Source organism: Bacillus sp. WC2507 (assembly GCF_052656125.1).
Genome location: NZ_JBQXPN010000001.1, coordinates 3,489,293 through 3,503,032, shown reverse-complemented (window position 1 = coordinate 3,503,032; position 13,740 = coordinate 3,489,293). Strand labels below are relative to the sequence as shown.

General features: G+C 34.8%; 13 protein-coding genes. 10 read left to right on the top strand and 3 right to left on the bottom strand.

All coding sequences use genetic code 11. The features are described 5' to 3' along the window. Positions 1–182 precede the first annotated feature (182 nt). From ACUN28_RS18560 to ACUN28_RS18545, 4 genes are all read left to right on the top strand, one after another. Positions 183–770, top strand: a complete 588-nt coding sequence (locus tag ACUN28_RS18560; protein WP_016088072.1) for a YpjP family protein — start codon at positions 183–185, stop codon at positions 768–770. A gap of 107 nt (positions 771–877) precedes the next feature. Continuing rightward, a complete protein-coding gene (locus tag ACUN28_RS18555) occupies positions 878–1,513 on the top strand; it encodes an HAD family hydrolase (RefSeq protein ID WP_033659829.1) in 636 nt (211 codons plus the stop codon). A 1-nt stretch (position 1,514) separates the two neighbouring features. Beyond that, the gene (locus tag ACUN28_RS18550) at positions 1,515–1,901 is read left to right on the top strand and encodes a VOC family protein (protein WP_016088070.1); all 387 of its coding nucleotides are present in this window, start codon (positions 1,515–1,517) and stop codon (positions 1,899–1,901) included. Positions 1,902–1,912: 11 nt separating this feature from the next. Next, positions 1,913–2,851 (top strand): aminoglycoside phosphotransferase family protein, encoded by a 939-nt coding sequence (locus ACUN28_RS18545; protein WP_016088069.1) that lies wholly within the window; start codon positions 1,913–1,915, stop codon positions 2,849–2,851. 35 nt (positions 2,852–2,886) lie between these two features. Here the strand turns inward: ACUN28_RS18545 and ACUN28_RS18540 are convergent, their stop codons facing one another. Next, entirely contained in the window at positions 2,887–3,123 is a 237-nt protein-coding gene (locus ACUN28_RS18540) for a hypothetical protein (RefSeq protein WP_016088068.1), read from the bottom strand. 127 nt (positions 3,124–3,250) lie between these two features. Continuing rightward, on the bottom strand, positions 3,251–4,708 hold the full coding sequence (locus ACUN28_RS18535; protein ID WP_016088067.1) for a serine hydrolase: 1,458 nt from the start codon (positions 4,706–4,708) through the stop codon (positions 3,251–3,253). Positions 4,709–4,892: 184 nt separating this feature from the next. On the opposite strand from ACUN28_RS18535, the gene ACUN28_RS18530 reads away from it, so the two are divergent. From ACUN28_RS18530 to ACUN28_RS18505, 6 genes are all read left to right on the top strand, one after another. Further along, entirely contained in the window at positions 4,893–7,475 is a 2,583-nt protein-coding gene (locus ACUN28_RS18530) for an alpha-L-rhamnosidase (protein WP_016088066.1), read from the top strand. Positions 7,476–7,581: 106 nt separating this feature from the next. Beyond that, positions 7,582–8,538 (top strand): thymidylate synthase, encoded by a 957-nt coding sequence (locus tag ACUN28_RS18525; RefSeq protein WP_016088065.1) that lies wholly within the window; start codon positions 7,582–7,584, stop codon positions 8,536–8,538. 19 nt (positions 8,539–8,557) lie between these two features. Continuing rightward, a complete protein-coding gene (locus ACUN28_RS18520; RefSeq protein WP_016088064.1) occupies positions 8,558–9,046 on the top strand; it encodes a dihydrofolate reductase in 489 nt (162 codons plus the stop codon). A gap of 154 nt (positions 9,047–9,200) precedes the next feature. Beyond that, entirely contained in the window at positions 9,201–11,186 is a 1,986-nt protein-coding gene (gene pbpC / locus ACUN28_RS18515) for a penicillin-binding protein 3 (protein WP_016088063.1), read from the top strand. A 242-nt stretch (positions 11,187–11,428) separates the two neighbouring features. Beyond that, positions 11,429–12,064, top strand: coding sequence for an FMN-dependent NADH-azoreductase (locus ACUN28_RS18510; RefSeq protein WP_001991934.1), 636 nt, complete (start codon positions 11,429–11,431; stop codon positions 12,062–12,064). Positions 12,065–12,175: 111 nt separating this feature from the next. Next, complete coding sequence (locus ACUN28_RS18505) at positions 12,176–12,895, top strand: lysophospholipid acyltransferase family protein (RefSeq protein ID WP_016088062.1); 720 nt, start codon at positions 12,176–12,178, stop codon at positions 12,893–12,895. A gap of 42 nt (positions 12,896–12,937) precedes the next feature. On the opposite strand, the gene trhA is transcribed toward ACUN28_RS18505, so the two are convergent. Continuing rightward, positions 12,938–13,594, bottom strand: a complete 657-nt coding sequence (gene trhA, locus ACUN28_RS18500; RefSeq protein ID WP_016088061.1) for a PAQR family membrane homeostasis protein TrhA — start codon at positions 13,592–13,594, stop codon at positions 12,938–12,940. Between the last annotated feature and the right edge of the window lie 146 nt (positions 13,595–13,740).

Below are 13,740 nucleotides of genomic sequence, written 5' to 3'. Positions count from 1 at the left end.
TCATCTGGTTGCCTCCTCATTGTGGTTGTATTTATATTGTATGAAATCTTACAATTTCATATTCAAGTGAAAAATATGTGAACGTTAACAAAATTGTAAAGTGCAAAAATTACAATCATTTTGTATAATAGAAGAAACAACCGTTATATAAAATATAATGAGTGAAAGGGGAGGGAACATAAATGCCAAATTGGTTTAGAAAAACCTTAGTCGCATTAATTACCGTATTTACATTTGGTTTAGTGACGCCTCCTTCCATATTGCTTGATAATGCCAAAGCTGCGGACAAGCCTACGAGCACAGCTGGGCAACAAAATTTGGAGAGTACGTCCTATACATATGAAGAAACGAATGACAGGTTAACCACCGATACTTTTATTACTTATGCAATGCAGGAAGCAGAGAAGCAGTCAATGCAAAAGTTTGGTACTAAAATTGGTCCAGTAATTGAAGATGAGTTTAAAGATGTAATATTACCGAAAATCGAAGAGGCAATTGCTGAACTGGCAAATGATGTACCAGAGGAGTCGTTACAATCATTAGCGATTTCTCAAAGACCGGCTGGTGGAAATAATGAAAAGATTTTTCACGTTTATGATACGAAATCAGGAAATGATTTACTTCGATTTCATGTAAGAAGAGATCATCCACCGCAAGATGGTTATTATTTTAATTTCCATTATCATCGTTTTGATGATGGATACAATGGGCATCATGAATTAGGAAATATTTATTGGAATACGAATGTGCCGCCGAAATGGCTTTCTTAAAAAGAACAAGAGAAAATCTTGTTCTTTTTTTATGTTGATAGAAGGGTAAGACGAATATGTTGTTGAATAAAATAGGTTTAGGAAAAAGAAGCAAAGGGAGTATGGGAATGCAAAAATATATTGTTTTTGACTTTGATGGCACATTAGTAGATTCACAAAATATATTTGTACCAATTTATAATCAACTTGCTGAAAAGCACGGATATAAAATGGTAAGGGATGAAGAAATTGAGTATTTACGTAAATTAACGATGCCAGAGAGATGTAAACAACTCGATGTACCACTGTATAAATTACCGATATTAGCGCTGGAGTTTTATAAATTGTATCAACCCGCCATAAAAGATCTTATATTGTTCCATGGGATGAAGGAAGTATTAGATGAACTGCATAAAAAAGGCTATGGAATTGCAGTTATTTCATCAAACTCGGAAGAGCATATTCGGGCATTTTTACACAATAATGATATAGAAAATATACAAGAAGTGTATTGTTCTAAAAATTTGTTCGGTAAAGATAAAATGATAAAAAGGTTTTTAAAATCGAAAAAAATAACAGAGAAAGATATGTTATATGTCGGTGATGAACAGCGAGACGTAGCAGCGTGTAAAAAGGCAGGGGTGAACGTAATTTGGGTATCTTGGGGATATGATGTCATTGAAACAGTGAAAAAAGATGCACCTGATTTTATGGTTCATACGCCGATGGAAATTGTGCAAGTAGTACAAGGGGCGTATTCTTAATATGAAGACACTTCGAGCAGGTATTCATCATATTGAATTTTGGGTAGCAAATTTAGAGGCATCCATTTCTTTTTACGATATGTTGTTTTCCATAATTGGATGGAGAAAGTTGAATGAAGTATCATATAGTACAGGAGAAAGCGAAATATATTTTAAAGAAGTAGACGAGGAAATCGTAAGGACGTTAGGGCCTAGACATATTTGTTACCAAGCTATTAAAAGAGAAGTGGTGGATGAGGTAGCGGAGTTTCTTTCTAGTGCGAAAGTGAAAGTAATACGTGGTCCGATTGAAATGAATCATTATTCAGATGAGTACTATACGATTGATTTTTATGATCCGAATGGGTTTATTATAGAAGTAGCGTATACACCAAATGTAGAAATGTAAGGGGAATATACATGGAGACAATTACAGCAGGGCAAAACAATATACAAATAGTAAAAGATGCAGTGAATATTGAAGAAATTTCCAAAGGGTTCTCACCTGATAAGAAGTATGTAATTACGAATGCGAATAATGAAAAATATTTATTGCGGACAGGCGATATAAAAGAGTATGAAAGAAAGAAAATAGAGTTTCAAATTTTAAATGAAATGCAAAAACGTAGTGTGCAAGCACAAAAACCAATTGAAATGGGTTTGTTGGTAGAAGAAGGTTTATGCTATGGCATTTTTTCATATTTAGAAGGGGAAGATGCGAAGAAGCTATTGCCTACGTATTCACCAAAAGAACAATATGAAATTGGTATAGAGGCAGGAAAAGATTTAGCAAAAATGCATACATATGAAGCTCCTAATGTTATACTTCCATGGTATGAAAGAGCCATGAAAAAACATCAAAAATATGTAGAGGCATACAAAACATGCGGAATAAAAATAAAAATAAAAAATGATGATAAAATCATTAAGTTTATAGATGAAAATGAAATATATTTACAAAACCGCCCAAATCGATTTCAACACGATGATTTTCATTTAGAAAATATAATTGTACGGGATGGAAAATATGTAGGAGTGGTTGATTTTAATGGCTACGATTGGGGCGATCCACTTCATGATTTCGTAAAAATTGCGCTATTTGCAAGGGACATTAGTATTCCGTATTCAATCGGACAAATAGAAGGATACTTTAATGGGAGAATACCAGAGGAGTTTTGGAAACTATATGCAGTATACGTTGGAATGACAGTTTTCTCTTCAGTTGTTTGGTCTTTACGAGCAGCACCGCATATGTTAGATGATACGTTAGAGCGTCTTACTATAGTTTTAGAGGATCATAAAGATTTTGAGCTATTAAAGCCAATTTGGTTTCAACCAGAAAAGATTAATATGAAATAGAAAAGGTAGGTGTGGTTCGCACCTACCTTTATTTTTTACCATTCTTCTTTTTGAAGCAGTTGTAATGCTAAATTTAAATCTACATCTTCTTGTATATGTCTCGGAGTCCACGGGATATGTATATGCGGTTGTATACCAATTCCGGACATTCCTTCGCCTTTATCTATAATAGAAAGCCCTGTAGTAGGATCGTCCCATCCTTTCTTATCTATACAACCTGAATAATCGTGATGAGTAATTGAAACAACTTCTTTAAAAATTTCTGCGTACAAGGCTTTTCCTCCTAATAATTTAATTAGTTGAATAATAGAATTCTGTATCTTTTACGTATTATCCTTTATTTGGATGTGAATTTTAATGAAAAATAGAGGGAAGTGTTATCATCCCTCTATTAAAAATTTATTTCATTTTTTTAAATGCAAGTGGCTGAGTACTTAGCGTAGCTGGCACATGTAACTGAAGGAATGGAAATTCACCACTCACACTCATTTCATAAGCGAATAATAAACTCATTTTCATTTGAAATAAGTCAACTTTTGCAGAGAAGACATCGTAATGATGATGCGCTAATGGAATGTCCATCTCCATAAATTGTACAAATAATAAATCATCTCGCTTGTATACTTGTAATGTTCCGTATGCAGGATGTTCGAAAGTACCAGTATAATCCTCTAATTGGTGAGAAGGTGTGGTCCCCTTAATTTTTTCAGGAATGGATTGAGTTGCTTCTTTCATCATTTCTTTCATTTTTTCGGTATCTTCTACAGCACGTTTATGCCAATCAATAGATTCTAATTCAAGTAGTTCATCATAAATTTGATTAGCGAGATAAGTAGGCAGTAATGTGCCTCCAGCATTCGTTAAAATGACAAGGCCTATGTTTTCTGTTGGTATGAATGAAACAAGCGCTGAAAATCCATCAATATTACCGCCATGATGAATCACCTTATTACCACGATAAGCGCTAATAAACCAACCAAGACCGTAACTATTTAATGGAGATTCAGGAAGTGATAAAACTGGTTGATCTGGAATTGAATTGTGCGGTGTATACATTTGTTGTAATAATTCAGGAGAAATTAATTCATGATCTCCAAACTTTCCTTTGTTTAAGTGAAGAAGGACCCAATTGGCCATATCTTCAATTGTAGAATTAATACAACCAGCAGCGCCGACTGTATCGATGTTACGGAATGGAACTTCTTTTATTTCACCGTCATTTTCGATGTAAGGTAAAGCATAATCATCTGTATTTTGTGAATCTGTAACAGAGAAGTTTGTATGTCTCATATTTAAAGGTTCTAAAATATGTTCTGTAGCGTATTGCTCCCATGTTTGATTTGTAATGTTTTCTACAATATAGCTAATTGTTGCATACATTAAGTTGTTATATAGAAATGCTGTGCGGAACGGTGCATCAAGTGATAAATGTTTTATTTTTTCTACTATATCTTTTCGGGTTAAAGAAGAGCTGTACCAAAGAGCATCATGGCGACTGACCCCAGTACGGTGAGAAGCTAAATCTCGTCCTGTAGTTTGTGAAGAAGCAAGTAGTTCAGATAAAGCGAAGTTAGGTATATAAGACTGGACTGGAGTATCCCAATTAAACTTTTTTTGCTGTGCTAACAAACTTAATGAAAGTGTGCCAAAAGCTTTCGTTGAGGAACCGATTGCAAACCGAGTACTCGGTGTAACAGCCTCTTTCGTCTCTAGATTGCGATAGCCAAATCCTTCTGAAATAATAACTTCGCCGTCTTTTATAACAGCCACAGCAGCACCGGGAACATTTAAATCTTTCATCATTTTTTCAACCGTTGTTTGTAAAGAAGCCATAACAGGAGTTTCAATTTTAGACATACTTCTAACCTCCAAATATAATTTTTGTTCTACCGCACTATACTTTCGGTAATAGAAAATGAAACCCTTTTTAATTATGGAAAGTTAATAATTTTGTAAGGATGAATGAAATTATTATTTATTTAGAATTTTATTTTCATTATAATTAATTTAAATTAAGATTTAGAAAAGATGGTGAAGCAGTGTGCTAACAATAAAGAAATTGCTTTGTGATAATAAAAATAATCCGATAGGTATAGATTCGAAAGTTGTTAAAATTAGTTGGCAACTCGAGTCGGGTAACCGAAATGTAAAACAACTTGCGTATCAATTGCAGGTTGCGAAGGATAGAGAGTTTAAAACTATAGTATTTGATTCGCAGAAAGTAGAAACAGATCAAAGTTTATATATACCAATCAATTCGTTTTCATATAGTAAGGAAACACGCTATTTTTACCGAGTGAAGGCATGGGATAATCATGAAGAAGAGTCGCCATGGTCAGAAGTAGCATTTTGGGAGACTGGATTACAAGGGAAAGACAATTGGTGTGGAAACTGGATTGCTGCGAAAAAAGAGCGAACGCAGGTTATGTCTTTTCATAAAAGCTTTTCTATTAAAAAATTAGTTAAAAAAGCACGTTTATATATCACAAGTTTAGGATTATACGAGGCTTCTATAAATGGAGAGCGTATTGGAGATTGTTATTTTACCCCGGGATGGACAAGTTATGATAAGAGGGTATTGTATCAAACGTATGATATAACGCATGTATTAAAGATTGGGCAAAATGATATTTCTGCAATGGTAGGAAATGGCTGGTATAAAGGGCCGATTACAATGCATCATGTACGTAATTATTACGGGAGAAGGCGAGCAATAATTGCTCAATTACATGTAACGTATGAAGATGGAACGAAAGAAAAAATTGTAACAGATGAAACATGGAAGGTAACCCCAAGCCCCATATTGTATTCGGAAATTTATGGAGGAGAAGTTTATGACGCTAGGCTAGAAAAAAGTGGTCAAGAGCTAGAAGATGTTGAAGTAATTGAGCACTCTAAACAAATAATTGTTGCGCAAGAAAACGAATCGATTCGTAAAATGAAAATTATAAAACCTATCTCTATTTCAAACCTACCTAATCACGAATGGCTCATTGATATGGGACAAAATATGGTAGGCTGGGTGCGTTTTACAGTCCGTCATGTTTATATTGGACAAAAAATAGAATTACATCATGCTGAAATATTAAATAAAGACGGTAGTTTTTATAATGGAAATCTCCGAAAGGCAAAACAAAAAATAGTGTATATAGCAAAAGGAGAAGAGGAGGAAACGTTTGAACCTCATTTTACCTATCAAGGTTTTAGATATGTGAAAATAAGTGGATTAACTCAGTCACCTCAAATAGCAGATTTTGAAGGGATTGTATTACATACGGATATGGAAAAAGTAACTGAATTTGAAACGTCCAATCCATTAATCAATCAACTTCACCATAATGTAGAATGGTCTCAAAGAGGGAACTTCTTTGATGTGCCAACAGATTGTCCGCAGCGAGATGATAGACTTGGTTGGACCGGAGATGCACAAATGTTTATTGGGACCGCTACACAAATTATGAATGTCCAATTGTTCTTTAAAAAATGGCTTCAAGATTTATCGCTAGACCAAAATAAAAACGGAGCTGTGCCTTTAGTTATACCAGATGCGTTTGGGAAAAGAGTGGATTTTGATCTGGATACTTCTGGAGGCTGGGGTGATGCAACAATTATTTGTCCATGGGTTCACTATCTGCATTACGGAGATGTATCGATTTTAAAAGAACAATATGAAAGCATGAAAAAATATATAGATTACATACGTTCACAAGGTGAGAATGAGTATATATGGGATACAGGTTACCATTTAGGAGATTGGCTTGCATTAGATACGAAACCAGATGTATTTGAAGGCGGAACAGACAAATATTTTATTGCGACGGCTTTTTATGCGTATTCTACATCGCTTTTACGAAGAATTGCTGAGATTTTAGGTGAAAATACAGATGCTAAGTTTTATGCAGAGTTACATGGAAATATTGTTCAAGCGTTTCAAAATGAATTCGTTACACCGAATGGAAGGTTAATTTCAAATACCCAAACAGCCCATATTTTAGTACTGCTTTTTGAACTAGTGAAAGATAATGTGAAGGAGAAAGTATTTAATCGGTTAATTGAGCTTTTAAAAGAAAGTAAAAATCATTTAACTACTGGTTTTATAGGAACACCGTATTTAAATTTAATATTAAGCAAGTTTAACCGCCATGACCTTGCTTGTAAGCTTCTATTTCATGAAGATTATCCATCATGGTTATACCAAGTGAAAAAAGGGGCCACAACGATTTGGGAACACTGGGATGGCGTGAAAGAGGATGGAACACTTTGGAATGATAGTATGAATTCTTACAATCATTACGCATATGGCTCTATCGTTGACTGGATATATCGTTATATTGTTGGATTAGAAGTGGATGAAACAAAGCCTGCATATAAACATTCTTATGTACAACCGCATTTTGATTCGAATTTAGAATGGATTAGAGTAAAACGTGAGACAGCTTATGGAGAAATTAAGATTGAGTGGTGTGTAGAAAATGAACAAGCCTTTCTACAGATTTCTGTACCACCAAATACAAGCGCTACATTGCGGATAGACGAAACGAATTGGAAAGCAGAACATAACATTGAAAAGGATTTAGGATCAGGCGATTATAAATTTACCTTTTGTAAAAATATAAAGGGGTAGAATTCTGTTAATATAGAAATATTTTTTATTGATTAGGATGATTAAATTTACTATTTTTCATGTTATGATAAATTTCATACACGATTGAAAGAAGGTTTTACTACATATGAAACATGCTGAAAATGAATACTTAAATTTATGCCGTCACGTAATGGAGCACGGTACGAAGAAAGAAGATCGTACAGGGACAGGCACTGTATCTGTATTTGGATATCAAATGCGTTTTGATCTAAGTAAAGGTTTTCCTTTATTAACGACAAAGAGAGTGCCGTTTCGTCTTGTAGCAAGTGAACTGCTTTGGTTTATGAAAGGTGATACAAATATTCGTTATTTATTGCAGCATAATAATAACATTTGGAATGAATGGGCATTTAAGAGCTGGGTAGAAAGTGACGAGTATACTGGTCCTGACATGACAGATTTCGGTCTTCGCTCACAACAAGATGAGGAATTTAAAGTACAGTACGATGAGCAAATGGAATTATTTAAAAAGAGCGTTCTAGAAGATGATGATTTCTCAAATAAATATGGTTATTTAGGAGACGTATACGGTAAGCAGTGGCGTGCTTGGAAAACGACAGCTGGTGAGACACTTGATCAATTAACAGATGTAATTGAAATGATTAAGAAAACGCCAGATTCACGTCGCCTAATTGTTTCTGCTTGGAACCCTGAAGATGTACCAAGTATGGCATTACCACCTTGTCATACGCTATTCCAATTTTATGTAGCGGATGGCAAACTTTCTTGTCAGCTATATCAAAGAAGTGGAGATATATTCCTTGGAATTCCATTTAACATTGCAAGTTACTCACTACTAACACATTTAATTGCACATGAATGCGGACTTGAAGTGGGAGAATTTGTTCATACAATTGGAGATGCACACATTTATACGAATCATTTTGAGCAAGTAGAAAAGCAATTGGCACGTGAACCACGTCCATTCCCGAAACTTACATTAAATCCAGATGTGAAATCTGTGTTTGATTTTGAAATGGAAGATTTAACGATTGAAGGATATGATCCACACCCAGCAATTAAAGCACCAGTTGCAGTGTAATTGTAGAGGAGATGAAAAGATGATAGTTTCATTTATGGTCGCAATGGACGAGAATAGAGTAATTGGTAAAGATAATAATTTACCTTGGCGTTTACCAAGTGAATTACAATACGTAAAGAAAACAACGATGGGTCATCCGCTTATTATGGGAAGAAAGAACTATGAAGCGATTGGTAGACCACTGCCTGGAAGACGTAATATTATTGTAACTCGCAATGAAGGGTATCAAGTTGAAGGTTGTGAAGTTGCTCATTCTGTAGAAGAAGTGTTTGAGCTATGCAAAAATGAAGAAGAGATCTTTATTTTTGGCGGGGCGCAAATTTATGATCTCTTTTTACCTTATGTAGACAAGTTATATATAACAAAAATCCATCATGCATTTGAAGGAGATACATTCTTCCCAGAAATGGATATGACAAATTGGAAAGAAGTTTTTGTTGAAAAAGGTTTAACGGATGAAAAGAATCCGTATACGTACTATTATCATGTATATGAGAAGCAACAATAATAATAAGGATTGATGTGGTATTCACATCAATCTTTTTATTTGTATTCATTAATATAAGTTTATAGATGATGTTCAATAGTGCTATAATGAAATCTAGCATGTAAAAATGCTAAAATTTTCAAAAGTATTCCTATAGAAAGAGGAGGAGAATCGATTGAGAAAGATATGGGGGATTCTTTTTCTTTGCTTAACGTTCATGTTAGTTGGATGCGGTAAAGAAGAAAAACCACAAGAAGCGTTTGATACATATACAAAAGCATGGAATAAACAAAAATTTGCAGATATGTATGATCAATTATCAGAAAAGGCAAAAAAAGATATTTCAAAGAAAGAATTCACTGAGAAATATGAAAAGATTTATTCTGGTATTGAAGTGAAAGATTTAAAAGTAGAAACAGGGGAAGTAAAAGAAGATAAAAAAGATGAAGGTCCTGTTCCTTTTAAAGTAAGCATGGATACAGTTGGTGGTAAAATTACTTTTGGCCATGAAGCAAAAATGGTGAAAGAAAAAGATGGAGATAAAGAATCTTGGAAAATAGATTGGACTCCTGATTTTATATTCCCAGGTATGACGAAAGATAGTAAAGTGCGTATGCAAACGACGCAACCAAAACGTGGTGAAATATATGACCGTAACGGTAAATATCTTGCGGTAAATGGTAAAGCTTCTGAAATTGGATTGATTCCTGAAGAACTAGGGGATACAGCTCCGCAAACGAAAGAAACGGTTGCGAAGTTGCTAAATATGTCTGTTGAGGAAATTGATCAAAAACTAGCAGCTAAATGGGTAAAACCAAATTACCTTGTACCAATGGGAATATTGCCTGAAGGGGCAACGCAAAATACGTACATTGATTTACCGGGTGTTGCAACAAAACCAGTAAATGTTCGTTCATATCCATTAGGAGAAGCAGCAGCACATCTTACTGGTTATATCGGAAAAGTGAATGCTGAAGATTTAAAAACGCTACAAAAGAAAGGCTATCAAGCGGATGATCCAGTAGGTAAAGCAGGTTTGGAGCAAGTACTGGAAGAAAAGCTGCGCGGTAAAAAAGGTGGCCGTGTCTTTTTAGAAGATGCACAAGGAAAAGAAATTAAAAATTTAGCAAAAACAGATGCTGTTGATGGGGAAAATGTAACTTTAACAATTGATAGTGCTGTTCAAGACGAAATTTATAATGAAATGAAAAATGAGGTAGGCTCAAGTGCAGCAATCAATCCAAAGACAGGAGAAACACTTGCACTTGTAAGCACGCCAGCTTATAACCCAAATACTCTCACAAGAGGAGCGTCAAAAGCGCAACGTGATGCGGTAAATAATGATCCAAAAAAACCAATGACGAATCGTTTTACACAATTATCGGTTCCAGGTTCTGTATTTAAACCAATTACAGCTGCAATCGGTCTTGAAACGAAAACAATTGATCCGAAAGAAGAGTTGAAAATTGAAGGATTGAAATGGACGAAAGATTCTTCTTGGGGTAATTATTATGTAACGCGTGTAAAAGATGCAAACCCGATTGATTTTGATAAGGCAATGAAATACTCGGATAATATTTATTTCGCACAAGAAGCTTTGAAAATAGGGAAAGATAAATTTATGAGTGAAGCGAAAAAATTCGGATTCGATGAGAAACTGCCAATTGAATATGGATTCCCTGCTTCTAAAATCGCAAATGATGGTATTAAAAATGATATTCAAATGGCAGATACAGGATACGGACAAGGCCAAGTGTTAATGACACCTCTTCATTTAGCGTTAACGTATGCGCCGATTGTAAACGATGGAACGATTCCATCACCGTATATCATTAAAACAGATAAACAACCAAAAGCTTGGAAAGAGAATGTGATTTCTAAAGGAAATCAAGATATATTGAAAACTGCTATGACGAAAGTAATTAATGATCCAGATGGTACTGGGAAAATTGCTAAAATTGATGGCATGACACTTGCTGGAAAAACAGGTACAGCGGAATTAAAAGTATCCAAAGAGGCCGAAGGAAAAGAACTAGGCTGGTTCGCTGCATTTGATTTAAATTCACCAAATATGGTCATTACAATGATGATTGAAGATGTAAAAGGTAGAGGCGGAAGTAATATTCCAGCTGAAAAAGTAAAACATGTATTTCAAAAATAATATGTAATAAAAGGCTAGCTCTATAATTTGTAGAGCTAGCCTTTTTATACGAAAGAATTCTTAATATCTGTATACTAAATTTTAAGGAAACAAAATAAATCATTAACTTACGAAAAAAAAGTAGCTATTTTTTATTGACATCGAACACAACTTTTTGTATTATACTTACATAAGGTAAGTTATTTACTTTCAAATTATAAATCTCAAATTAAAGATAAAGTGTAGAAAAGGGAGAGAATACAATGACAAAAGTACTATTTATTACAGCAAATCCAAATTCAGCAGAAGGTTCTTTCGGAATGGCAGTAGGGGAAGCTTTCATCGAAGCTTATAAAAACGAACATCCACAAGACGAAGTTGTAACAATTGATTTATTCAACACTACAGTACCAGCAATCGATGCAGATGTATTCGCTGCTTGGGGTAAATTTGCAGCAGGTGAAGGCTTTGAAACTTTAACTGAAGCTCAACAACAAAAAGTTGCAGCAATGAACACAAACTTAGAAACATTTATGCATGCAGATCGTTATGTATTCGTAACTCCAATGTGGAACTTTAGCTACCCACCAGTAGTAAAAGCATACTTAGATAACGTAGCAATCGCAGGTAAAACATTCAAATACACTGAAAATGGTCCAGTTGGCTTATTAGAAGGTAAAAAAGCACTTCACATTCAAGCAACAGGTGGCGTATATTCTGAAGGAGCATACGCAGCTGTAGACTTCGGACGCAATCACTTAAAAACTGTATTAGGATTTGTCGGTGTAAATGATACTGAATATATTGCAGTTGAAGGTATGAATGCAAACCCTGAAAAAGCACAAGAAATTAAAGAAGCAGCAATTGCTAATGCTCGTGAATTAGCAAAACGTTTCTAATATAGAATACTTAAAAATGTCCAAACACTTGCTGTTTGGACATTTTTTCTTCTTTTTCCTTCGTTTGTCTAGTATAATGAAGGTCGGAATGATAATAGGTGGGGGTTCTGTATGATTCAAACGTTTTTTAAAATCTTTTATTTAATTTTAATCGTAATTGCGATTACACCGAGAATGTGGCGTCTGAAAAAACAAGTAAATACGATGTCGCCACAAGAGAAAGATAATGCTGTGTATAAAACGACAAATTGGTTTGGTAAGAAAATGGTACGTGTAGCTGGTTCCACAGTAGAGGTAAAGGGACTTGAAAATGTTCCGAAAGACAAGCCAGTACTAGTTGTAAGTAATCATCAAAGTAATATGGATATCCCTGTTTTACTAGGTTATTTAAATAAACCAATTGGATTCGTTTCAAAGGCAGAGATTAAAAAGTTCCCGGTTGTACCAACTTGGATGGAACTTATGAATTGTGTATTTATGGATCGTAGCGATCGTCGTCAATCACTTCAAGCGATTAAAGATGGTATTGAACTATTGAAGAATGGGCATTCTATCGTAATTTTCCCTGAAGGAACGAGAAGTAAGGGTGGCGAAATTGGAGAGTTTAAGGCTGGGAGTTTTCACCTTGCTGTAAAATCTGGTGTAGCAATCTTACCTGTAACATTAGATGGGACATATAAAATGTTTGAAGCGAATGGAAACCGTATGAAGCCAGCTCGTGCAACAGTAATAATTTCTAAACCGATTACACCTGAAGAGTATGCGAATATGGATATTAAAGAATTAACGAAGCATACACAGGATGTTATCGCATCGCAATTACATAAGTAATAAAAAAAGGTTTCAGCTTACATTAAGCTGAAACCTTTTTTATTATGCCGTAGGTAAGACGTAAAAGAGTACGCAGAAGAACATCATCGCACTACCACCTAATACGAAAAGATGCCAAATGGCATGATTGAAAGGTAACTTTTCCCAAAGGAAGAATATAGCCCCTACAGAATATAAAATTCCGCCTGCTAAAAGTAGTGAAAAACCATGTCCAGTTAGGTTTTCATAAAGTGGTTTAATAGCAACGATAATGAGCCATCCCATTATGATATAACATAACGTTGATGCCTTGATAAAACGACGTACAAAGAAAATTTTGAAGATGATCCCCCCGATTGCTAGTGTCCATATAATTGCGAGTAACGTCCAGCCTAATGGTCCACGAAGCGTAATAAGTAAAAAAGGAGTATATGTGCCAGCGATTAATAAATAAATAGCTGAGTGATCTAGTATAGTAAATAATTTTTCTACTTTTGGATGGTGAATGCTATGTAGCAATGTTGAAAACAAGTACAGTAAGAACATGCTTACACCATAAACCGTAAATGCAACTACAGCAGATGCGGTACCATGCTTAGAGGCGTGAATAATCAATATAATTAAGGCAGGGATGCTTAAAATGGCACCGATACCATGTGTAATTGCATTTGCAATTTCTTCTTTTACAAATTGCGTCATTCGTGTCATTTTTTTAGTCATAATGCAAATCCTTTCTACTATCATAAAGTGAAACTTTAATCAGTGGCGGGTTCATCCTCGACTGATTATTAGTTGAGCCCCCACGTAACTTCTTTGCTTGCACTGAATTTTGAGGTGGTGGTTCTTACTGCCCGTTAAAACGGGAT